Consider the following 22,546-nt stretch of genomic DNA (forward strand, 5'->3'; position numbering starts at 1 on the left):
ATGAACAAAACTCTCCCTTTAAGCCTGATCGCAGCCCTCGGTGAAAACCGTGTGATCGGCATCGACAACAGCATGCCCTGGCACCTGCCGGGGGATTTCAAATACTTCAAGGCCACCACTCTGGGCAAGCCGATCATCATGGGGCGCAAGACCTGGGATTCCCTCGGTCGACCGCTGCCGGGACGCCTGAACATCGTGGTCAGCCGCCAGTCGGGCCTGGTGTTGGAGGGCGCGCAAGTGTTCTCCACCCTGGAAGCTGCGGTGGCGAGGGCCGAGGCGTGGGCACTGGAGCAGGGCGTCGACGAGTTGATGTTGATCGGCGGTGCCCAACTGTACGCCCAGGCCCTGGAACAGGCGGATCGACTGTACCTGACCCGCGTGGCGCTGAGCCCGGAAGGGGATGCGTGGTTTCCGGCATTTGATGCGAGCCAGTGGACGCTGGTCTCGAACCAGCCGAATCCGGCCGAAGGGGACAAACCGGCCTATAGCTTTGAGGTGTGGGAGAAGCTGTAAGCCCTGTGTGAGCAATGCCTTGCTCCCACAAGCTTTGCTCCCACAGGTATCAGGGCAATCAAGCGTGCACCAACTCCCCATGCTCCTCGGCATCGAGCAACGCCTTGTCGGTCTGCTGCATCACCTGGCTGGTAATCGCCCCGGCGGTGATCGAGCCGCTGACGTTCAACGCCGTACGGCCCATGTCGATCAGCGGTTCGACGGAAATCAGCAATGCCACCAGCGAGACCGGCAAGCCCATGGCCGGCAGCACGATCAGTGCGGCGAATGTCGCGCCGCCACCGACCCCGGCCACCCCGGCCGAACTCAACGTCACGATCGCCACCAGCGTCGCGATCCACACCGGATCCAACGGGTTGATGCCCACAGTCGGCGCGACCATCACCGCCAGCATGGCCGGATAAAGGCCGGCACAACCGTTCTGGCCGATGGTGGCGCCGAACGAGGCGCTGAAGCTGGCAATCGCCCGTGGAATGCCGAGGCGGCTGGTCTGGGCTTCGATGCTCAACGGGATAGTGGCTGCGCTGGAGCGGCTGGTGAAGGCGAAGGTCAGCACCGGCCAGATCTTGCGGAAAAAGCGCAACGGGTTGATCCCGGCAGCGGACACCAGCAGGCCATGGACCACGAGCATCAGGCCCAGCCCCAGGTACGACACCACGACAAAACTGCCGAGCTTGATGATGTCCTGCAGGTTGGAACCGGCCACCACCTTGGTCATCAGCGCCAGCACACCGTACGGCGTCAGCTTCATCACCAGGCGCACCAGGCGCGTCACCCAGCTTTGCAGGGTGTCGATGGCGTTGATCACTTTCTGGCCTTTCTCCACGTCGTCCTTGAGCAACTGCAACGCCGCGACCCCGAGGAACGCGGCGAAGATCACCACGCTGATGATCGAGGTCGGCTTGGCCCGCGCCAGGTCGGCAAAGGGGTTCTGTGGGATGAATGAAAGCAGTAATTGCGGGATGTTCAGGTCGGCGACCTTGCCGGCGTAGTCGCTCTGGATCACTTGCAGGCGCGCCAGTTCCTGGGTGCCGGCCACCAGGCCTTCGGCGGTGAGGCCGAACAGGTTGGTCAGGCCAATGCCGATCAGCGCGGCGATGGCGGTGGTGAACAGCAGCGTGCCGATGGTCAGGAAGCTGATCTTGCCCAGGGACGAGGCGTTATGCAGGCGGGCCACGGCGCTGAGGATCGAGGCAAAGACCAGCGGGATCACGATCATTTGCAGCAACTGCACGTAGCCGTTGCCCACCAGGTCGAACCAACCGATCGAGGCCTTGAGCACCGGGTTGCCGGCGCCATAAATCGTGTGCAGAGCGAGACCGAACACCACGCCCAGCACCAGTGCCAGCAGCACTTTTTTCGCCAGGCTCCAGGTGCGGTGACGGGTTTGTGCCAGGCCGAACAGCAAGGCGAGGAACACCAGAAGATTGAGGATCAAAGGCAGATTCATCAAAAGAGACTCCGATAAGACGTGCCAGTCGCCCGAAGCCGCGACTGTGAGCCGGGAAGCCTAACAGCCTGATAACTAATGAATTAATACTAAAAACGCATGTAGATTGTCGTTTATGGAATAAGGCAGCGACGTTTACGGATATGTCGCTGGCGCAATCAAGACGCAAGCGGTCGCGGGTAGGCGAGGACTGTCACAAGCATTTGTTAGCGTCGAGTTCTTTTGAACCCGGGAGAAATGCCGATGAAACTCGCACCTCGTTTTCTCGCTGTCGCCTTGAGCCTTGGTCTCGCCGGCCAGGCACTCGCCACCGATCTCAAACACTGGCCGGCGGAACAAGCCAAGGCCCTGGAGACGATGATCGCGGCCAACGCCAACAAGGGTAACTACGCGGTGTTCGACATGGACAACACCAGTTACCGCTACGACCTTGAGGAATCGTTGCTGCCGTTCATGGAAAACAAGGGCCTCATCACCCGGGAAACCCTGGACCCGTCCTTGAAGCTGATGCCGTTCAAGGACACCGCCGACCACAAGGAAAGCCTGTTCAGCTACTACTACCGCCTGTGCGAAGTCGATGACATGGTCTGCTACCCATGGGTGGCCCAGGTGTTTTCCGGCTTTACCCTCAAGGAGCTCAAGGGCTATGTCGACGAGTTGATGGCGTCCGGCAAGCCAGTGCCGACCACCTATTACGACGGCGACAAGGTGGTCCAGTACAACGTCAACCCGCCGAAAGTCTTTACCGGCCAGGCCGAGCTGTACAACAAGCTGATGGAAAACGGCATCGAGGTCTATGTCATGACCGCCGCTTCCGAAGAACTGGTGCGCATGGTCGCCTCCGACTCGAAGTATGGCTACAACCTCAAGCCGCAGAACGTGATCGGCGTGACCACCCTGCTCAAGGACCGCAAGACCGGCGAACTGACCACCGCGCGCAAGCAGATCACTGCCGGCAAATATGACGAGAAGGCCAACCTCGATCTGGAGTACACGCCTTACCTGTGGACCCCGGCGACCTGGATGGCCGGCAAGCACGCAGCGATCCTGACGTACATCGACGAATGGAAAAAACCGGTACTGGTGGGCGGCGACACACCCAGCAGCGATGGTTACATGCTGTTCCACGATGTGGATGTAGCCAAGGGCGGCATCCACCTGTGGGTCAACCGCAAGGACAAATACATGACCCAGATTAACGGCATGATGGCCAAGCACGCCGCGGCCCAAGCCAAGGAAGGACTGCCGGTGACGGCGGACAAAAACTGGGTGATCGTCAAACCCGAAGACATCCAGTAAGACCCACACCCCCCTGTGGGAGCGAGCTTGCTCGCGATGAGGGCGTCACATTCAACCTCACTGTTGATTGATACGCCGCCATCGCGAGCAAGCTCGCTCCCACATGTGGTGGTTGGTGTTCTGTGTTTCCCGTAATAAAAATGCCCCGCACTTGGCGGGGCATTTTTATTGTCGCTGTAGACGCTTACAAGCCGTCGAGCATCGCCTTGTTACGCACCGCGCCCTTGTCGGCGCTGGTGGCGAGCAGGGCGTAGGCCTTGAGGGCCGTGGTGACTTTGCGTGGACGAACTTCCACCGGTTTCCAGCCCTTGTTGTCCTGTTCGACGCGGCGCCCGGCCAGTTCTTCGTCGCTGATCAACAGGTTGATCGAGCGGTTCGGAATGTCGATCAGGACCTTGTCACCGTCCCGCACCAGACCGATGGCGCCGCCAGCGGCTGCCTCCGGAGAAGCGTGGCCGATGGACAGGCCCGAGGTGCCGCCGGAGAACCGGCCATCGGTCAGCAAGGCGCAGGCTTTGCCCAGGCCCTTGGACTTCAGGTAGGAGGTTGGGTAGAGCATTTCCTGCATGCCCGGGCCGCCTTTCGGGCCTTCGTAGCGAATGATCACGATGTCGCCGGCCTTCACTTCGTCAGCGAGGATGCCGCGCACGGCGCTGTCCTGGCTTTCGAAAATCTTCGCGTTGCCTTCGAACACATGGATCGACTCGTCGACGCCGGCGGTTTTCACCACGCAGCCATCCAGGGCGATGTTGCCGTACAGCACGGCCAGGCCACCTTCCTTGGAATACGCGTGTTCGACGCTGCGGATGCAGCCGTTTTCACGGTCGTCGTCCAGGGTTTCCCAACGGGTCGACTGGCTGAACGCGGTTTGCGTCGGAATGCCCGCCGGGCCGGCCTTGAAGAAGTGATGCACGGCCTCGTCGGTGGTCTGGGTGATGTCCCACTTGGCGATGCCTTCGGCCATGGTCTTGCTGTGCACGGTCGGCAGGTCGGTGTGCAACAGGCCGCCACGGGCCAGGGAGCCAAGGATGCTGAAGATCCCGCCGGCACGGTGCACGTCTTCCATATGGTACTTCTGGATGTTCGGCGCGACCTTGCACAGTTGCGGCACGTGACGGGACAGGCGGTCGATGTCGCGCAGGTCGAAATCGATCTCGGCTTCCTGGGCAGCGGCCAGCAAGTGCAGGATGGTGTTGGTGGAACCGCCCATGGCGATGTCCAGGGTCATGGCGTTTTCGAACGCCTTGAAGTTGGCGATGTTGCGCGGCAGCACCGACTCGTCGTTCTCACCGTAGTAGCGCTTGCACAGCTCGACGATGGTCCGGCCGGCCTGGAGGAACAGCTGTTCGCGATCGCTGTGGGTGGCGAGGGTCGAACCGTTGCCCGGCAGGGCCAGGCCCAGGGCTTCGGTCAGGCAGTTCATCGAGTTGGCGGTGAACATGCCGGAGCACGAACCGCAGGTCGGGCAGGCGCTGCGCTCGTACTCGGCAACCTTCTCGTCAGAGGCGCTGGAGTCGGCGGCGATGACCATGGCGTCGACCAGGTCGAGGCCGTGGCTGGCGAGCTTGGTCTTGCCGGCTTCCATCGGGCCGCCGGAGACGAAGATCACCGGGATGTTCAGGCGCAGGGCGGCCATGAGCATGCCCGGGGTGATCTTGTCGCAGTTGGAAATGCACACGATGGCGTCGGCGCAGTGGGCGTTGACCATGTATTCGACGGAGTCGGCGATGATCTCGCGGCTCGGCAGCGAATAGAGCATGCCGTCGTGACCCATGGCGATGCCGTCGTCCACGGCGATGGTGTTGAATTCCTTGGCAACGCCGCCGGCGCGCTCGATTTCCCGGGCAACCAGCTGGCCGAGGTCCTTGAGGTGGACGTGACCCGGTACGAACTGGGTGAAGGAGTTGGCAATGGCGATGATCGGCTTCTTGAAGTCGTCATCCTTCATCCCCGTGGCGCGCCACAAGGCACGAGCGCCGGCCATGTTGCGGCCATGGGTGGATGTTTTCGAGCGGTAATCAGGCATGGAGCACTCCGGGCGGCTAATCAGGTACTTATCAGGTATCAATGGGGAAGTGAGCTTCTGTCGACGTCTGGAACACCCGGGTTTGGCCGTGTGTCCGGAAGTGGCTGATGACTTTGCAGGATCGCTGCGCGCCTCAGCATGAGCTCATAAACCCGCCGGGGATGAATGGCGATGAATGACGCGATTCTACACCGCTGGCGCCAGGATGAAATGACGCAAAGCGCTGATCGGACGCCAATGTCGTGCGCGGGATGACGACTGGCAGGGTTCAGTCGGTCAACAACCCGCGGTAGCGATGCCGGACCAGGGCATTGAGTGCCAGCCCCAGCAGACTGAGCAGGACCAGGCAGAGGGCCAGGGTGAGCTGCAAGTCCAGCGGGGTGAGGCTGATCGCGGCGCTGGTCAGCCCGCCGACGATAAAGATCAGCACGCTACCGGCCGAGGCCGATGTGCCGGCCCGCTCGGGAAAACTATTCATGGCTTGGGTGTGGGCGGCTGCGCGGGCAATGGTCGTTCCGGCGGTGCACACGATCATGGGCAGCAGCAGGGACGTGACCGACAAGCCAAGGGGCTTGGAGAGCACCAACATCAGCACTCCAGCCGCGAGGATCAGGACCAGGCCCGTGATGATTTGTGTCTGCGAGTCGATTCTATTGCTCAGCACGGACGCCACCGCGCCCCCGCCAATGTAGGCCAGCCCATAGCCCAGCAGCGCCAGTGAAAAAGCCTCGGGTGAGAGGTGCAACTGGTCGATCAAGACCAATGGTGAAATGACGATGAACGAGAAGTGGCAGGAAAAAGCCAGCGCCGAGGTTAGCCAATAGGCCATGAAACTGAAGTCCGCGCAGACCGTTCGATAGGCTGCGATGAAGTTCAGGCGCCTGGGTTGGCTACCTGCCGTGGAGCGTTCAAGTAAAAGACAGGCGCTTGCGAATACACCCATGGCCAGGGCAATGAACACCAGGAAGCTGCCACGCCAGCCCATCCAGCTTTGCAGCCCGGTGCCGGCCAGGGGCGAAACGGAAATGAAAACCCCTCCGCAGGTGACCAGGAATATCCGCAGTCGCTGCTGTTCCCGGCCAGTGAACAGATCCTGGATCAGCGCTTGAGACAGCACGAAGCAACCGCATCCCAAGGCTTGAACGATACGGAATAACAGAAAGGACCAGTAATCGTCGGCGAGCACGCAACCTGTTGCGCCGATGGCTGCGACGGCGATCCCGATCAGCAGCAGGTTTTTTCGCCCCATGGTGTCGGAGAGTGGGCCAACCAGCAGTTGCGAAAAGGCGATGCCCACTGCGTACAGGCTGACAGACAGGGCAATGTCCGACGATGGACGTTCAAACTGCTCGGACAGGGCGGGGAACGAAGGCAGCACGACGTCGATTGGAAAGACGCCGAGCAATGTCAGGGTCAGCAATAGGCCGACGGTGGCAGGTTTACGGGCGGCCAGGTGGTTTTGCGAATCAGTCATCGAACAGTTCCAAGACGTACCTGAGGGTCGCTTTCAATCCTAATGCGTCATGCCGGCCAGGCGCGGGGGAGATTGAGTAGGAAGGCTCTGGTAATTGCGTGGGGAGGCTCCTACAGACTTATTCAAACGCGCAAAAAAAATCGCAGCCAAGGCTGCGATCAGGATGCAATTGGAGTCTGCGGGGCACAGCGCTACGGCCCTGGCCCCGTCCGGCCTCAGCTGTTGGGCAACAACCGGCAGGTGATGCTCTTGATGTAGCGGGTTTCGGCAATGGCCGGGTGTACCGGATGGTCTGGGCCCTGGCCGCCGCGTTCGAGCAGCTGAATGTTGCGGTCCAGGTGGCGGGCGCTGGTCAGCAGGATATTTTGCAGGTCGTCTTCGGGCAGGTGCATCGAGCACGACGCGCTGACCAGGATGCCGTCCTTGCTGAGCAGGCGCATGGCTTGTTCGTTGAGGCGGCGATAGGCGCCTTCACCGTTTTTCAGGTCTTTCTTGCGCTTGATGAAAGCGGGTGGGTCGGCCACGATCACGTCGAAACGTTCGTCGCTGGCCTTGAGCTCTTTCAGGGCTTCGAACACGTCGCCTTCGATACAGGTCAGCTTCTCGGCGAAGCCGTTCAACGCCGCGTTGCGCTCGACACCGTCGAGGGCAAAGGCCGAGGCATCGACGCAGAACACTTCGCTGGCGCCGAACGCTGCGGCTTGCACGCCCCAGCCGCCGATGTAGCTGAACAGGTCCAGTACACGCTTGCCCTTGGCGTACGGGGCCAGCCGTGCGCGGTTCATGCGGTGGTCGTAGAACCAGCCGGTTTTCTGGCCTTCCATGACCGGCGCTTCGAACTTCACGCCGTTCTCTTCCAGGGCGACCCATTCCGGCACCAGGCCGAACACGGTCTCGACGTAGCGGTTCAGGCCTTCGGCGTCACGGGCCGCGGAGTCGTTCTTGAACAGGATGCCGCTGGGCTTGAGCACCTGGGTCAGGGCGGCGATCACGTCGTCCTTGTGGGCTTCCATGGTGGCAGAGGCGATCTGCACCACCAGGATGTCGCCGAAACGGTCGACCACCAGGCCTGGCAACAGGTCGGAATCACCGTAGACCAGGCGATAGAACGGTTTGTCGAACAGTCGCTCGCGCAGGGACAACGCCACGTTGAGGCGATGCACCAGCAGGGACTTGTCCAGCGGCAGCTTCACGTCACGGGACAGCAGCCGGGCGCAGATCAGGTTGTTGGGGCTCATCGCAACGATGCCCAGCGGCTTGCCGCCGGCAGCTTCGAGGATGGCCTGGTCGCCGGCCTTGAAGCCGTGCAGCGGGGTGGCGGCTACATCGATTTCGTTACTGTAGACCCACAGGTGGCCGGCGCGCAGGCGACGGTCGGCGTTGGCTTTGAGGCGCAGGCTAGGCAGGGACATGACGTCGCTCCGGAAAAAAGAGCGGGAGTATACCGTGTTGCAACCTTGGCGGGGCTTGTGGTGGACATGTGGTGGGGGAGCGTGCTCCCTCACCACGGTATCGGGCAGGCTTCAGGCGGACAACGCGCTGATCAGCTCGCGGTTGAACGCCGGAATGTCATCGGGCTGACGGCTGCTGATCAACGTGCCGTCCTTGACCACTTCCTTATCGACCCAGTTCGCGCCGGCGTTGACCAGGTCATCCTTGAGGGTCTTGTAGCTGGTCATGGTCTTGCCCTTGACCAGCCCGCTCGACACCAGCAGCCAGCCGCCATGGCAAATCACCGCGATGGGCTTGCCCGCCGCCTCGAAGCCCTTGACCAGTTTCTGGGCATCGGCGTCGATGCGGATGGTGTCGGAGTTCTGCACGCCACCGGGCAGCACCACGGCGTCGTACTGTTCGACATTGGCGGCCTTGAAGGTCAGGTCGATCCGGAAGTCGTCGGCCGGCTGGTCATGGTTCCAACCTTTGACCTGGCCTTCGCGGGCCGAAACGATGTCAACCTTGACGCCGGCCTGTTCCAGCGCCTGTTGGGGGCCGGTCAGTTCGGCCTGTTCAAAACCGTCGGTCACGAGGATGGCGACACGTTTGTTGTTCAGGGAGCCATGCATGAAAAATCTCCTCAAGCTGAGTGGCGGGGTTGCCGACTCAAGCCTTAATGCAGGCTTGGCTGTCGGCCCTGTAAAGTCCGAAGCCGATGCCTGAAGGAAAGTTCCGCCGATCTACCCGGCGGTGTATCGGATCCATCTTTAAGGGTTAGAATCCCCGCCTGACACCGGAGTGTGTACTCATGTCCAAAGAACTTTCCGCCGAACAGATCCAACAGTCCTTGCAAGGCATCAGCGTGCCGCCCCAACCGCAGATCATGGTGGATCTGCAGATGGAACAGTACATGCCCGACCCGGACCTGGAGACCATCGCCAAGCTGATTTCCCACGACCCGGGCCTTTCCGGGGCCTTGCTCAAGATCGTCAACTCGCCGTACTACGGCCTGCGCAACAAGATCACCTCGATCCAGCGCGCGGTGAACCTGTTGGGCAGCCGTTCGATCATCAACCTGATCAATGCGCAGTCGATCAAGGGCGAACTGCACGACGACGCCATCGTTACCCTGAACCGCTTCTGGGATACCGCCCAGGATGTGGCGATGACTTGCCTGACCCTGGCCAAGCGCGTCGGCCTGGAGAACGGTGACGAAGCCTATGCGCTGGGGCTGTTCCACGATTGCGGCGTGCCGTTGATGCTCAAGCAGTTCCCCAACTACATGGGCGTGCTGGAAGAGGCCTACGCCAATGCCAGCGCCGAGTGCCGGGTGGTGGACACCGAGAATCGTGAGTTCAACACCAACCATGCCGTGGTCGGTTACTACACCTCCAAATCCTGGCGCCTGCCGGATCACGTCAGCCAGGCCATCGCCAACCACCACAATGCTCTGGCGATCTTCAGCGACGAGTCTTCACGCAACAACAGCCAGTTGAAGAACCTGCTGGCGATCCTGAAGATGTCCGAGAACATCTGTGCGTCCCACCGGGTGCTCGGCAATCAGGCCGAAGATCACGAGTGGGATAGTGTCGGGAGCCTTGTGCTCGATTACATCGGGTTGTCGGAATACGACTTCCAGACCCAGAAACAGGAAATTCGCGACCTCGCCACTCGTTGAGTGCGGGGCTTCGCCTGACTCGAGAACCTCATGCCAGAACTGCCGGAAGTCGAAACCACCCGTCGCGGAATCGCGCCCCATCTTGAAGGCCAGCGGGTCAGCCGCGTGGTGGTCCGCGACCGCCGCCTGCGCTGGCCGATCCCGGAAGATCTCGACGTGCGGCTTTCGGGCCAGCGCATCGTGCAGGTGGAGCGGCGGGCCAAGTACCTGTTGATCAATGCCGAGGTCGGCACGTTGATCAGCCACCTGGGCATGTCCGGCAATCTGCGCTTGGTGGAGGTCGGCATGCCGGCCGCCAAGCACGAGCACGTGGACATCGAGCTGGAGTCCGGCCTGGCCTTGCGCTACACCGACCCTCGGCGTTTTGGCGCGATGCTCTGGAGCCTTGACCCGTTCAATCACGAGCTGTTGATTCGCCTGGGTCCCGAGCCGTTGACCGACCTGTTCGATGGCGAACGGTTGTTCCAGCTTTCGCGAGGGCGTTCCATGGCGGTCAAGCCGTTCATCATGGACAACGCGGTGGTGGTGGGGGTGGGCAATATCTACGCGACCGAGGCCCTGTTCGCCGCCGGGATCGACCCACGCCGGGCCGCCGGAGGCATTTCCCGGGCGCGTTACCTGAAGCTGGCGATCGAGATCAAGCGCATCCTCGCCCATGCCATCGAGCGCGGTGGCACCACGCTGCGGGACTTTATCGGCGGGGACGGCCAACCTGGCTATTTCCAGCAGGAACTGTTCGTCTACGGACGGGGCGGGGAGCTGTGCAAAGTCTGTGGCACGGGGCTGCGGGAAATCCGCCTGGGCCAGCGTGCGAGCGTCTGGTGTCCACGCTGTCAGAGCTGATTTGTCCTACGGTCTATAGTCAAGTGGCCTGTGTGGCTAGTTCGTTAGCTCAACTTCTGGCATCCGAAGTTGACTAATAGAACTAGCCACACAGGCCACTTTCGTACTGATTTAGCCGAAGGATCGCCCGATGAAGCTGTTTCGACCTGCTGTTCTCGCGCTGCTGCTGAGTGTCGGTTTGCCTGCCTTGGCAAGCGACGGCAGCGGCGACCCGCGCTACACCATCCAGAACCCGCCGGCCTTCGCCATGATCGGCGACCTGCTGATCGCCCGTCCGTTGCTGCTGGCCGCCACAGTGATTGGCGCCGGAGCATTCGTGGTGTCGTTGCCCTTTACCGCGCTGGGCGGCGGGGTCGGCGATGCGGGCAAGGCGCTGGTGGTGGACCCGGCGAAGGCCACGTTTATGCGGTGCCTGGGGTGTATTGGGGAGGGGTTTGAGCGGCAGGAGTGACGCGTTCGGTGCGGCTGATGGCTTCATCGCGAGCAAGCTCGCTCCCACAGGGATCTGCGGTGCCTACACCATTTTTGCCTGACGCAAATCCCTTGTGGGAGCGAGCCTGCTCGCGATAAGGCCGGTACAGACGCTAAAGAACTACCTGGCTCAAGCCTTGCCAGTAATCTTGCGATACTTCGCCATCAACTGTTCTTCAGTTTCCGGATGAGCCTCGTCCAGAGGGATGCAATCCACCGGGCAGACCTGCTGGCACTGGGGTTCGTCGTAATGGCCGACGCACTGGGTGCACAAGTTCGGGTCGATGACGTAGATCTCTTCGCCTTGGGAAATGGCCTCGTTCGGGCATTCAGGTTCGCAGACGTCGCAATTGATGCAGTCGTCGGTGATGATCAGGGACATGCAGGCTCCTGCCGGGGCGTTGGGCCCGGGCATATGAAAAACGTATGGGCGCAATTGTGCCGCATTGGCGAGCGCAGTGCACGCGGGCGCGATGGACTGCGCTGTGCCGGGCTGCGAAGCGGGTCGCAGCCCGCGGGTTATTTCTTGAAGCGCAGGGTCAGCGCATCGGCCACGGCCGGGTGGACGAACTTGGTGATATCTCCGCCCAACGCCGCGATTTCCCGGACCAGGGTCGAGGAAATGAAGGAATAGCGCTCCGACGGCGTCAGGAACAGGCTCTCGACGTCCGGTGCCAGTTGGCGGTTCATGTTGGCCAGTTGGAACTCGTACTCGAAGTCCGAGACCGCACGCAGGCCGCGCAGGAACACATTGGCGTTCTTTTCCTTGGCAAAGTGCGCCAAAAGCGTCGAGAAGCCGACCACTTCCACGTTGGGCAGGTGCTTGGTGACCTCGCGGGCCAGTTCCACACGTTGCTCCAGCGGGAACAGCGGGTTTTTCTTCGGGCTGGCGGCGACGGCAATGATCACATGGTCGAACAGGCGCGCGGCGCGTTCGACCAGATCGCCATGGCCCTTGGTAATAGGGTCGAAGGTACCTGGGTACAACACTCGGTTCATCGCGTCGTCCTGGCGGGAGTCCGTTGGGGAGTCGGATGGTATCGCAGCCTTCTCGGTCGGCCAAGTCGGCTGTTGCGTAAGAAAGCACTATAGACGGTGCGAATAATCCGGATATTCATGGATTTTTCAGGCGTTCGGCCAGGGCCGTCGCCAATTGCGCGGTCAGCCCGTACACCGATAATTGCGGGTTGGCGCCGATACTGGTGGGGAACAGCGAGCCGTCATGGATCGACAGATTGCCCAGTTGGTGATGGCGGCCAAGGCTGTCGGTGACGGCGGTTTTCGGATCTTCACCCATGGCGCAACCGCCCATCACGTGGGCGCTGCCCAGGCGTGTGCGGTACAAGGCCAGGTCGAGTCCGTCGATCAGTGTGCGGGCTTCGGCCAGGGTCTTTACGTAGCGGGCATCGTTGTGCAAAGGCATGACCGCCTTGGCGCCGCCGGCAAACTGGATCTCGGCCATGCTGTGGAAGGCCCGGCGCAAGCCATCCCAGGCATACGGCGTAACGGGATAATCGAGCACGGGCGTGCCGTCGTTGCGCAATTGGACGCTGCCGCCGGGGCTGTCCGGATGAAAACCGTCGCGCAACAGCGCCAGCATGGCGTGGGTATGGGGCAGCCGGGACATGTGCAAGGCATTCTCGGGGCCGAACCCGCCCAATAGCGTGGTGGCCAGGGCCGGGTGCAAGGGCGGGACTTCAAGCTTGTAGGACATTTTGCCGGTGGTGCCGTCCTGCCATTGGAAATGATCCGAATAAATCGATTGCGGCGCGCCGTAGAACGGGTTGATGACCTCGTCGAATTGCCCGGCGGACATGTTCACCAAGTGCAGGAAGGTGCGCTTGCCCACGCGTTCGTGCGGGTCTGGCGCATCGGAGCGCAGCAGCAACGCGGGTGTATTGATGCCGCCGCCCGCCAGCACGTAATGCCGCGCCTTGACGGTTATGCGCTGGCCGGTCGGTGCCACGCAACGTTCGTCCATGGCTTGGCACTCGAGGCCTATGACGGCATCGTTTTTGATTGTCAGACGCTCGGCCCGCGCCAGGTAAAGCAGCGCGCCGCCCTTGTCCAGGGTGGCCGGGATGGTGGTGACCAGCATCGACTGCTTGGCGTTGGTCGGGCAGCCCATGCCGCAATAGCCCAGGTTCCAGCAGCCGCGTACGTTGCGCGGGATGACGTGCCAGGCGTAGCCCAATTGTTCACAACCTTTGCGGATCACGTCGTTGTTGGCATTGGGCGGAATCAGCCACGGCGCCACGCCCAGGCGTTTTTCCATCTGCGCAAACCAGGGCAGCATTTCAGCGCGGCCGTGGCCTTTTACGTTGTGCTCGGCGGCCCAGTGGTCGAGGGTCTGGTCGGGCGTGCGGAAGCTGGAGGTCCAATTGATCAGCGTCGTGCCACCGACGGCCCGGCCCTGGAGAATGGTGATGGCGCCGTCCTTGCTCATGCGCCCGAGGCCTTCCTGATACAGGCTGCTGTAGGCCTGGTCTTCGAGCAGCGTGAAGTCATGACTGGTCTTGAGCGGACCTTCCTCGATCAGCAACACGCGGTAGCCTGCGGCGCTGAGAATTTCTGCAGTGGTGCCGCCGCCAGCACCGCTGCCGACGATGGCCACGTCCGCTTCCAGGGTCAGGTCCTGGGTCAGCTGCGCGCCGTTGTAGGTGGTCCAGCCACGGGCCAGGCCTTCGCGGAAGGGATCGGGTACGGGCATGTTGAGAGTCTCTTATTGTTTTGAGTTTGCGATGTCCCCTGTGGGAGCGAGCTTGCTCGCGATGGCGTCGGATCAGCAGCAACTGTATTGACTGACACACCGCAATCGCGAGCAAGCTCGCTCCCACAGGATCTCACTGGCTTTCAAATCTTGATCGGACCTGGATATCCGCAACGCGCCCAGGCTTCGGATTGGGTGTACCAGGCCATCATCACCAGTTGCAGCAACGAGCCATGGCCTTGTCGCAGCAGGTCCAGCGAGCTGTTTTCCCACCGCGCAAGGAACTGGCGGATGTCATCGGCGCTGGCGTTTTCCCACGAGCCCCAGACACCGGTCAGCGGCCCGCGGGTAATGCCCAGCGTGAGCACGTCGAACAGCTGGCGTGTGAGCTTGAGCATGGCGGGGGACAGGTGGGCCAGGCTGCTGTCCAGGCTTCGCAGGGTCGCGTCAGTGGCGGCAGTAATCTGTCCGACGGCCACTGCGCCATCCAGCATCACGGGGATGACGCTGCGTAAAAATGGCAGGTCGCTGTCGCGCAGGGCCGCCAGGCCATTGGCCGGTTGGCTTGGCGAGCAACCGCTCAGGCTGGCGCCCACACCGACGGTGGCCAGGAAGGCGCTGGCGCCGAGGCTGAACTTCAGCAGGCCGCGCCGTGACAGCGCGGGTGTATCGGTGAGGCTTGGGTTCATTATTTTGATTACCCGGGAAGAGACGCGTCAGCGGACAAACAGTTTCTGGATCAGTTTCTGCAAAGGCTTGCCGTAGGGCGGATAAATCAGCTTCGCGGCGTTGAATCGCTGTTTGGTCAGCACGCCCTTGGCCTTGCTGAAGGTCAGGAAACCCTCATGCCCGTGGTAATGCCCCATTCCCGAGGGACCAATGCCGCCAAACGGCAAGTCGTCCTGGGCGACATGCAGCAGCGTGTCGTTCAAGCAGACGCCTCCGGAATGGGTTTCGTGGAGCACGCGATTCTGTTCGGCCTTGTTGTAGCCGAAGTAGTAGAGCGCCAGCGGGCGGGGTCGCTGATTGATGTAGGCAAACGCCTGGTCCAGATGCTCGTAGGGCACGATGGGCAGCAACGGGCCGAAGATCTCGTCCTGCATGACGGTCATTTCATCGCTGACGTTGAGCAGCAGGCTGTGGGCCATGCGGCGGTCCTGGCCCTGGTCGAACAGTTCGATCAGCAGCGCGCCCTTGCTGGTGGCGTCGCTGATGTAGCCGTTGAGTCGCGCCAGCTGTCGTTCGTTGATGATTGCGGTGTAGTCCGGGTTGTTCGCCAGGGTCGGATAAAACCCGCGAACCGCCTCGCGATACGCCTCAACGAACTCGCCGACGCGATTCTGTGGCACCAGCACGTAGTCCGGGGCGACACAGGTTTGCCCGGCATTCAGGGTCTTGCCGAAAGCGATGCGTTCGGCGGCGTCCTTGAGCGGCACATCGGTCGACACGATGGCCGGCGACTTTCCACCCAGCTCGAGGGTGACCGGGGTCAGGTTTTCGGCAGCGGCGCGCATGACATGCTTGCCGATGCTGGTGGCGCCGGTGAACAGCAGGTGATCGAAGGGCAGCTTGGAAAACGCCATGCCGACCTCAGCCTCGCCAAGCACCACGCAGACCAGGTCCTGGGGAAAGACCCGGGCCAGCAGTTGCTTGAGCAGCAAGCCGGTCGCCGGTGTCGATTCGCTGAGCTTGAGCATCACCCGGTTGCCCGCCGCCAGCGCTCCCGTCAGCGGCCCGATGGCCAGGAACAGCGGGTAGTTCCACGGAACGATGACCCCGACCACGCCCAGCGGCTGGTACACCACTTTGGCCGATGCCGGCTGGAAGGCCATGCCCACCTTGCGCCGGGAGGGTTTCATCCAACCCTGGAGATGTCGGCTGGCGTAATGGATCCCGTGCAGGCTCGGCATCAACTCGGCCAGCAGTGTTTCGTCGGCGCTGCGGTGGCTGAAATCCTGGCTGATGGCGTCGATCAAGGCTTGTCGTTCGTTGCTCAATACCTCGCGCAGTGCCTTGAGCCATTGTCGGCGCTGTTCGGCCGGGGGCATTGGATGGGCGGCGTAGGCCTGGCGCTGGGCATCGAAGAGCGACCGCAGCTCGTCCAGTTGTTGTTGAGACTCGTGCAGGTAGGCAACGTCGGCAGGCATCGTCGGGCACCGGATATTATTAGAGTGGATGTTTTCTAGAGCTTATACTCTAGAAAGTCAATGGCATCCGTAACGGCGATGGGTTTTTCCTGTGACCGATAGGTCGTAAGATGCCGATCAATGCCTTCGTCGAATTAAAGCCCAAACCATGGCCCCACGAATGAAAACCAGCGAGCGCATCGTGCAAAACAGCCTCGAGCTGTTCAACCAGCAAGGCGAGCGCAGCGTCAGCACCAACCACATTGCCGCCCACATGGACATGTCCCCAGGCAACCTCTATTACCACTTCCCCAACAAGCAGGCGATCATCGCCGTGTTGTTCAGTGAATACGAGAACCTGGTGGACAGCTTCTTGCGCCCGCCCCAGGGCCGTGCGGCCACGGTGGAGGACAAGCGCTTCTATTTGCAGGAGCTGCTGGCAGCCATGTGGCGCTACCGTTTCCTGCACCGGGACCTGGAACATCTGCTCGACAGCGATCCGGACCTTGCGGCGCGCTATCGACGGTTTTCCCAGCGCAGCCTGATCCACGGCACCGCTATTTATGAAGGCTTCGTTGCCGCCGGCATCCTGAAGATGGACCGGGTGCAGATCGAGTCCCTGACCCTCAATGCCTGGATCATCCTCACGTCCTGGGTGCGGTTCCTGTGCACCACGCGGGAAAACTTCAGCCACCTGAGCGAGCAGGCCATCAAGCGTGGCGTGTATCAGGTGCTGGTGTTGGAGGCCGGTTTCGTGACCGATCAGGCCCGCGAAGAAGTGGATGCACTGTTCAAAGAGTATTACGTCCCCCTGGCCCAGACCCTGGAGGAAGGGCAGTAGGACCGATCCCCGACTTAGCCACAGGAGCTCATCATGCCCATTGCGCGACTCATCAGCCCTCAAGCCCTCGAACAGCGGCGATCACAGCCTGGGCTGGTCATCCTCGATTGCCGTTTTGCCCTGGAAGACCCCGATTACGGTCAGCGCAGTTATGCCGAGGGCCACATCGCCGGTGCAGCGTTCGCGGACCTTGAGCGCGACCTGAGCGGGCCGGTGACCAAAGGTGTGACCGGACGTCATCCGCTGCCGGAGTCGGGGGCATTGATCGAGCGCCTCAAGGCCTGGGGGATCGATAACGATAGCGATGTCGTGCTGTACGACGACGGCCCCGGCGCCTATGCCGCGCGGGCCTGGTGGTTGCTGGCCTGGCTGGGCAAGCGCGATGGCGTGTACATCCTCGACGGCGGGCTCAAGGCCTGGCACGCCGCTGGCTTGCCTTTGAGCCTGGATCCGCCGCAGAACAGTCGCGGGACCTTCAGCGGGGCACCGGATGCGAGCTTGGTGCTCAGCGCCCAAGCGCTGCACCAACGCCTTGGCCAAGCGGACATGACCCTGCTGGATGCCCGGGCGTTGCCGCGTTTCAAAGGTGAAGTCGAGCCCATCGACCCGATAGCCGGGCATATCCCGGGCGCCCAGTGCGCGGCGTTCACCGACAACCTGGGCGCCGATGGCCGCTTCTTGCCGGCCGATCAGCTCAAGCAGCGCTTCGCCGAAAAACTGGGCGAGCGCTCGCCCACTGACCTGGTGGCCTATTGCGGCTCCGGCGTGACGGCGTGTCATAACCTGTTTGCCTTGTGCCTGGCAGGCTACCCGTTGGGGCGGCTATATGCTGGCTCGTGGAGTGAGTGGATCAATGATCCCCAGCGGGGCGTGGCGAAGGGCGAATAACAAACACCCGGAACCAATGTGGGAGCGGGCTTGCTCGCGAAGACGGTGTGACAGTCAACTTCAATGTCGCTGACCCACCGCTATCGCGAGCAAGCTCGCTCCCACAGGGGATGTGTATTGGTCATGAACCATCACGCTCAGTCGTGCGCCAGGTTGGCCAGCCAATCGGGAATCCGCCGCTCCAGGTAGTACCCCGGGCGCCGCAGGGTTCCGTCGACAAACCCCACATGCCCGCCCTGGGCGTGCAGTTCAATCCGGGTCGAGGCGGATAATTCGCCCGGCTCTGGCAGGCTGTGAGGAAACACAAAAGGATCGTCGGCGGCCTGGATAACCAGGGTCGGCGTGCTGATACCGGCCATGAAATAACGGCTGGAGGCACGGCGGTAGTAATCCGCTGCATCGGAGAACCCGTGCAGCGGCGCGGTCACCCGGCCGTCAAAGTCCCAGAAGGTGCGCATGTTTTCCAACGGGCCAAGCGCCGCGAGAGTCGCCAGGCCTTCGTGGCGTCCGTCGTGCTGGAACTGGCGTTGCTTGTTGCGCACATAGGCCACGAGCTGGCGCATGAAATGCGCCTGGTAGAACCTGGAGAATCCCTGGCCGATGCGATCGGCACACTGGTCGAGGCGAAACGGCACCGAGACCGCCACCGCCCCTTGCAACTGGCTGTCGCGGCCGGTTTCCCCCAAGTGCTTGAGCAGCACATTGCCGCCCAGTGAATAACCCACCGCAAACAGCGGCGCCAAGGGCCGGCGGGCGCGCAAGTGAGCGATGGCGGCGGCCAGGTCTTCGCTGACGCCCGAGTGGTAGCTGCGGGGCAGAAGGTTCGGCTCACCCGAGCAGCCACGCCAGTTCAAGGCCGCACTGGCCCAGCCCTGGCGACCGAGCGCTTGCTGCAGCCCGGCCACGTAAGGCGAGTTGGAAGAACCGGTCAGCCCGTGCAGCACCAGCACCAGTGGTGCCTCGGCGCTGTGGGGGCCGTGCCAGTCAAGGTCGAGGAAATCACCGTCCTCCAGCCACAAGCGCTCGCGTTGGCGCTCGATGTGGGTGGTCTGGCGCCATAACGGGCCCCACAGGGTTTGCAAGTGCGGGTTGCCAAGGCCCGGGGCAGGGACGAAACGCTCAGATGCGGCGGACATCATTATTATTCTCGATGCACTGGTCAGCCGTTCAGTCAATGTCCTTTGCCAAACGCTGCCACAACGCGTAATACACCCGTCCGGATTTCTGCTCGCGATGCAAGCGCCAATTGCCCGGCAAGCCCAGGGTGGACGGGGCGGTTTCGCTTTCAGTGTAGACCCAGGCATCCTCGGACAACCACTGACGTTCCTCGAGCAAGGCGCAGACCGTCGGCAACAGGTTCTGGTTGAAAGGTGGGTCGAGGAACACCAGGTCGAAAGGTGTCGCCGGTTGGCTGTCCAGGTAGCGCAGTGCGTCGGCGGTCTGCACCTGGCCGACGGTGCAGCGCAGGGTGCCCAAGTGTTCTTTCAGGCTGGAGACCGCCAGGTTGCTGGCGTCCAGCGCCTGGCCCATGGCGGCGCCACGGGACAGGGCCTCGAGAAACAGCGCGCCGCTGCCGGCGAACGGGTCGAGCACCCGGGCACCTGCTACGTAGGGTGCGAGCCAGTTGAACAGGGTTTCGCGCACGCGGTCGGGAGTGGGGCGCAGGCCCGGGGCGTCAGGGAAGCTCAAGCGCCGGCTACGCCATTCGCCTCCGATGATGCGCAACTGGTTCACACCGTTGTGCACGGGTTTCTTGCTGGAATTCGATGGGCGGGCCATTAGTGCTCCGGAACCCCGAGCGGCTGCTCGGCAGGTTTGTCAGTGGGGGGCGGCAGCGGTTTTTGCGGCACGCTCGGGCCGGCGGTGACGATGACCATTTTGTCGGTGCTCAGGTGCTTGTTCAGTGCGGCCTTGACCTGCTCGACGGTCAGTTCCTGGGACTGACGCATGAAGTCCTCCAGGTAGCTCAGCGGCAAGTCATAGAAACCCATGGCGCCGAGCTGGCCGACGATGTCGGCATTGCTGGCGGTGGACAGCGGGAAACTGCCGGCCAACTCACGCTTGGCATCATCGAGTTCTTTCTGGGTGGGACCATTCTTGAGGTAGTCGGCGAACACGTCCTGCACCAGTTTCAAGGTGCCTTCGCTCATTTCCGCACGGGTTTGCAGATTGATCATGAACGGGCCGCGGGCTTGCATCGCCGTGAAACCAGAGTACACGCCGTAGGTCAGGCCGCGCTTTTCCCGAACCTCGGTCATCAGCCGAGTACCGAAGCCGCCACCGCCGAGGATCTGGTTGCCCAGGGACACGGCGGCATAGTCCGGATCGTCGCGGTCGATGCCCAGTTGCGCGAGCATCAGGTTGGTCTGCTTGGACGGGAATTCGATGTGGCCAATGCTCGCCTTGGGTTCCACCGGTGGCGGGGTTTTCGCCAGCGCCGGGCCTTTGGGCAGCGCGGCGGACACCTGGTTGGCAACCGCTTCGGCTTCGGCGCGGGACAAATCCCCCACCAGCGCGATCACTGCGTTGCCGGCGGCATAGGCCTTGGCGTGGAACGCCCGGGCCTGGGCCAGGGTGATTGGCGGAATGCTGTCGGCGGTGCCGTCGCTGGAGTGGGCATAAGGATGATCGCCGTACAAGCGCTTCATCAGTTCCAGTCCGGCCAGTTTGCCTGGGTTCTGTTTCTGGTATTCGAAACCGGCGAGCATCTGGTTCTTGATGCGGGCGAAGGAGTCGGCAGGGAAGGTCGGTTTGCCGACGACCTCGGCGAACAGCTTCAATGCCGGCTCACGCTTGTCGGCTGCGCTGAGGCTGCGCAGGGACGCCACGGCCATGTCCCGGTAGGCGCCGTTACCGAAATCGGCACCGAGGCTTTCGAAGCCTTGGGCAATGGCGCTGACGTCCTTGCCGGCCACGCCCTCGTTGAGCATGGCGTTGGTCAGCAGTGCGAGGCCGGGAGCGTCGCCGTCCTGGCTGCTGCCGGCGGCGAAGGTCAGGCGCAGGTCGAACATTGGCAATTCGCGGGCTTCGACGAACAGCACCTTGGCGCCGTCGGCGGTTTTCCAGGTTTGCACGTCGAGCTGGCGGTGGCTGGGGGCCTTGCCGTCCAGTTCCGCCAATGATTGCAGCTTGTTGCCGGACTTGGCGTTATCCAGTGCCTGGCTGGCGGTGACGTCGGTGGTCGGCGACAGATAGAACGCCAGGGAGCCGGCCAGGGCGATGAGCGCCAGGCCGATCAATACCGGGCGCCGTGATTTGCGCTCACTCATGAGCTTTCTCCTCGGGCAGGACATGCGCAACGCTCAGGCGCGAGCGGGTGAAATACAGTTGGGCTGCCTTCTGGATATCTTGCGGGGTCACGCTTTGCAGTTCAGCGAGTTCGGTGTCCATCAGCTTCCAGGACAAACCGACGGTCTCCAGCTGGCCGATGGCGGTGGCCTGGCTGGTGATCGAGTCGCGTTCATAGACCAGGCCGGCGATGACCTGGGCGCGCACGCGTTCCAGCTCTTCGGCAGTCGGCGCGGTGGTTTTCAACTGTTCAAGCAAGCGCCACAGGCCGGCTTCGGCTTGGGCGATGGTTTTGTTTTTCTGGGTGTTGGGCGTCGCCGACAACGTGAACAGCGTGTCGCCACGGGTGTAGGCGTCGTAGCTCGACGAACCACCAGACACCAGCTCTTCGCCGCGCTCCAGCTGCGTCGGGATCCGCCCGCTGTAGCCACCGTCCAACAGGGCCGAGATCAGCCGCAGCGCGTTGACTGAACCCTTGTCCGTCGCGGTGGCGATGCTGGGCACATTGAAGGCCAGCATCACGCTGGGCAGTTGGGTTTGCACATGCAAGGTGATCTGGCGCTCGCCGGGTTCGCCCAGCTCCAGGGGGATTTTCGCGACCGGCACCGCGCGCCGTGCAATCGGGCCGAAATATCGCTGGGCCAGGGACTTGACCTCGTCCGGCGTCACGTCGCCGACCACCACCAGGGTCGCGTTGTTCGGGGTGTACCAGGACTCGTACCAGTGACGCAGCTCCTCGACGGTCATCCGGTCCAGGTCGGCCATCCAGCCGATGGTCGGCGTGTGGTAGCCGCTGGCCGGGTAAGCCATGGCCTTGAAGCGCTCATAGGCCTTGGACATGGGCTTGTCGTCGGTGCGCATGCGGCGTTCTTCCTTGATCACCTCGATCTCGCGGCTGAACTCCTCCGGCGGCAGGCGCAGGCTGGCCATGCGGTCGGCTTCCAGTTCGAAAGCCACGCCCAGGCGATCGCGGGCCAATACCTGGTAATAGGCGGTGAAGTCATCGCTGGTGAAGGCGTTCTCTTCGGCACCGAGGTCGCGCAGGATCAGCGACGCTTCGCCGGGGCCGACTTTTTCACTGCCCTTGAACATCATGTGCTCAAGGGCGTGGGACAAACCGGTCTGGCCTGGCGTTTCGTAGCTGGAGCCAACCTTGTACCAGACCTGGGAGACCACCACCGGCGCACGATGGTCTTCGCGCACGACGACCTTCAAGCCGTTGTCGAGGGTAAATTCGTGGGTGGGTTGTGGGTCGGCAGCCAAGGCTGAAAAGGGCAGACAAACTGTGCTGAGCAGCAGGCCTGCGGCGCGGCGGGCAAGAGCATTCATTCGTGTTTAAACCTGTTGGGTTGCCCGCTAGGTCTTAGCGTCGGCGGGCGAGAGGGTGCTAGGATAACGGTCCGTTTTACTGGCGGCCACGCCTATCGGGCCTTTTATCGGCCCGGGGTTGTCTGGGTTCCCCGGAGAAATGTCGGGTTTGCCCGTTGATCCCAGCGTTTTCGCCG

At 62.3% G+C, this 22,546-nt stretch carries 21 protein-coding genes; 7 read left to right on the forward strand and 14 right to left on the reverse strand.

Annotated features, from left to right (window positions below; genetic code table 11):
* Window positions 1-513: a dihydrofolate reductase gene (locus KGA89_RS17365; protein WP_003206554.1), complete on the forward strand. Its 513-nt coding sequence runs from the start codon at window positions 1-3 to the stop codon at window positions 511-513.
* A gap of 58 nt (window positions 514-571) precedes the next feature.
* On the opposite strand, the gene KGA89_RS17370 is transcribed toward KGA89_RS17365, so the two are convergent.
* Window positions 572-1,963 carry an L-cystine transporter gene (locus tag KGA89_RS17370; RefSeq protein WP_223472124.1) on the reverse strand — a complete coding sequence of 464 codons (1,392 nt, stop codon included), beginning with the start codon at window positions 1,961-1,963 and terminating at the stop codon, window positions 572-574.
* 243 nt (window positions 1,964-2,206) lie between these two features.
* Here KGA89_RS17370 and KGA89_RS17375 point away from each other — a divergent pair, with 243 nt between their 5' ends.
* Complete coding sequence (locus tag KGA89_RS17375) at window positions 2,207-3,262, forward strand: haloacid dehalogenase-like hydrolase (RefSeq protein ID WP_223472125.1); 1,056 nt, start codon at window positions 2,207-2,209, stop codon at window positions 3,260-3,262.
* Between the two features lie 184 nt (window positions 3,263-3,446).
* On the opposite strand, the gene ilvD is transcribed toward KGA89_RS17375, so the two are convergent.
* The 4 genes from ilvD to KGA89_RS17395 form a co-directional block, all read right to left on the reverse strand.
* Window positions 3,447-5,288 (reverse strand): dihydroxy-acid dehydratase, encoded by a 1,842-nt coding sequence (ilvD, locus tag KGA89_RS17380; protein WP_223472126.1) that lies wholly within the window; start codon window positions 5,286-5,288, stop codon window positions 3,447-3,449.
* A 268-nt stretch (window positions 5,289-5,556) separates the two neighbouring features.
* Window positions 5,557-6,762 carry an MFS transporter gene (locus tag KGA89_RS17385; RefSeq protein ID WP_223472127.1) on the reverse strand — a complete coding sequence of 402 codons (1,206 nt, stop codon included), beginning with the start codon at window positions 6,760-6,762 and terminating at the stop codon, window positions 5,557-5,559.
* 215 nt (window positions 6,763-6,977) lie between these two features.
* Window positions 6,978-8,174, reverse strand: a complete 1,197-nt coding sequence (locus KGA89_RS17390) for a class I SAM-dependent rRNA methyltransferase (RefSeq protein WP_223472128.1) — start codon at window positions 8,172-8,174, stop codon at window positions 6,978-6,980.
* Between the two features lie 111 nt (window positions 8,175-8,285).
* Window positions 8,286-8,825, reverse strand: a complete 540-nt coding sequence (locus KGA89_RS17395; protein WP_223472129.1) for a type 1 glutamine amidotransferase domain-containing protein — start codon at window positions 8,823-8,825, stop codon at window positions 8,286-8,288.
* Between the two features lie 233 nt (window positions 8,826-9,058).
* On the opposite strand from KGA89_RS17395, the gene KGA89_RS17400 reads away from it, so the two are divergent.
* The 3 genes from KGA89_RS17400 to KGA89_RS17410 all read left to right on the forward strand — a co-directional run bounded on the left by KGA89_RS17400 (window position 9,059) and on the right by KGA89_RS17410 (window position 11,168).
* Window positions 9,059-9,874 (forward strand): HDOD domain-containing protein, encoded by an 816-nt coding sequence (locus KGA89_RS17400; protein WP_172681424.1) that lies wholly within the window; start codon window positions 9,059-9,061, stop codon window positions 9,872-9,874.
* Window positions 9,875-9,904: 30 nt separating this feature from the next.
* On the forward strand, window positions 9,905-10,717 hold the full coding sequence (gene mutM, locus KGA89_RS17405) for a bifunctional DNA-formamidopyrimidine glycosylase/DNA-(apurinic or apyrimidinic site) lyase (protein ID WP_003206537.1): 813 nt from the start codon (window positions 9,905-9,907) through the stop codon (window positions 10,715-10,717).
* Window positions 10,718-10,847: 130 nt separating this feature from the next.
* On the forward strand, window positions 10,848-11,168 hold the full coding sequence (locus tag KGA89_RS17410) for a multidrug transporter (protein ID WP_223472130.1): 321 nt from the start codon (window positions 10,848-10,850) through the stop codon (window positions 11,166-11,168).
* Window positions 11,169-11,318: 150 nt separating this feature from the next.
* Here KGA89_RS17410 and KGA89_RS17415 read toward each other — a convergent pair whose 3' ends face one another.
* The 5 genes from KGA89_RS17415 to KGA89_RS17435 form a co-directional block, all read right to left on the reverse strand.
* Complete coding sequence (locus tag KGA89_RS17415; protein ID WP_003206534.1) at window positions 11,319-11,570, reverse strand: YfhL family 4Fe-4S dicluster ferredoxin; 252 nt, start codon at window positions 11,568-11,570, stop codon at window positions 11,319-11,321.
* A 137-nt stretch (window positions 11,571-11,707) separates the two neighbouring features.
* Window positions 11,708-12,187: a pantetheine-phosphate adenylyltransferase gene (gene coaD, locus KGA89_RS17420; protein ID WP_003177462.1), complete on the reverse strand. Its 480-nt coding sequence runs from the start codon at window positions 12,185-12,187 to the stop codon at window positions 11,708-11,710.
* 115 nt (window positions 12,188-12,302) lie between these two features.
* A complete protein-coding gene (locus KGA89_RS17425) occupies window positions 12,303-13,898 on the reverse strand; it encodes a GMC family oxidoreductase (RefSeq protein WP_003206532.1) in 1,596 nt (531 codons plus the stop codon).
* Window positions 13,899-14,041: 143 nt separating this feature from the next.
* Window positions 14,042-14,587, reverse strand: coding sequence for a twin-arginine translocation pathway signal protein (locus tag KGA89_RS17430; RefSeq protein ID WP_223472131.1), 546 nt, complete (start codon window positions 14,585-14,587; stop codon window positions 14,042-14,044).
* Between the two features lie 27 nt (window positions 14,588-14,614).
* Window positions 14,615-16,045 (reverse strand): coniferyl aldehyde dehydrogenase, encoded by a 1,431-nt coding sequence (locus KGA89_RS17435; protein WP_003206528.1) that lies wholly within the window; start codon window positions 16,043-16,045, stop codon window positions 14,615-14,617.
* A gap of 148 nt (window positions 16,046-16,193) precedes the next feature.
* On the opposite strand from KGA89_RS17435, the gene KGA89_RS17440 reads away from it, so the two are divergent.
* Both KGA89_RS17440 and KGA89_RS17445 read left to right on the forward strand, forming a co-directional pair.
* Window positions 16,194-16,865, forward strand: coding sequence for a TetR/AcrR family transcriptional regulator (locus KGA89_RS17440; protein WP_003206524.1), 672 nt, complete (start codon window positions 16,194-16,196; stop codon window positions 16,863-16,865).
* A 33-nt stretch (window positions 16,866-16,898) separates the two neighbouring features.
* Window positions 16,899-17,753 (forward strand): sulfurtransferase, encoded by an 855-nt coding sequence (locus tag KGA89_RS17445; protein WP_003206522.1) that lies wholly within the window; start codon window positions 16,899-16,901, stop codon window positions 17,751-17,753.
* A gap of 137 nt (window positions 17,754-17,890) precedes the next feature.
* Here the strand turns inward: KGA89_RS17445 and KGA89_RS17450 are convergent, their stop codons facing one another.
* The 4 genes from KGA89_RS17450 to KGA89_RS17465 are packed head-to-tail and all read right to left on the reverse strand — an operon-like array spanning window position 17,891 to window position 22,370.
* Window positions 17,891-18,889 (reverse strand): hydrolase, encoded by a 999-nt coding sequence (locus KGA89_RS17450; protein WP_003206520.1) that lies wholly within the window; start codon window positions 18,887-18,889, stop codon window positions 17,891-17,893.
* A gap of 31 nt (window positions 18,890-18,920) precedes the next feature.
* Window positions 18,921-19,532, reverse strand: coding sequence for a 16S rRNA (guanine(966)-N(2))-methyltransferase RsmD (rsmD, locus tag KGA89_RS17455; RefSeq protein ID WP_003206517.1), 612 nt, complete (start codon window positions 19,530-19,532; stop codon window positions 18,921-18,923).
* Window positions 19,532-21,022 (reverse strand): M16 family metallopeptidase, encoded by a 1,491-nt coding sequence (locus tag KGA89_RS17460; protein WP_060614208.1) that lies wholly within the window; start codon window positions 21,020-21,022, stop codon window positions 19,532-19,534. The genes rsmD and KGA89_RS17460 overlap by 1 nt, the downstream gene beginning before the upstream one ends.
* Window positions 21,015-22,370 (reverse strand): M16 family metallopeptidase, encoded by a 1,356-nt coding sequence (locus KGA89_RS17465; protein WP_003206513.1) that lies wholly within the window; start codon window positions 22,368-22,370, stop codon window positions 21,015-21,017. Before KGA89_RS17465 ends, KGA89_RS17460 begins: the two co-directional genes overlap by 8 nt.
* Window positions 22,371-22,546: the final 176 nt, after the last annotated feature.

This window comes from Pseudomonas sp. A-RE-22, assembly GCF_019956035.1.
Lineage (GTDB): Bacteria > Pseudomonadota > Gammaproteobacteria > Pseudomonadales > Pseudomonadaceae > Aquipseudomonas > Aquipseudomonas brassicacearum.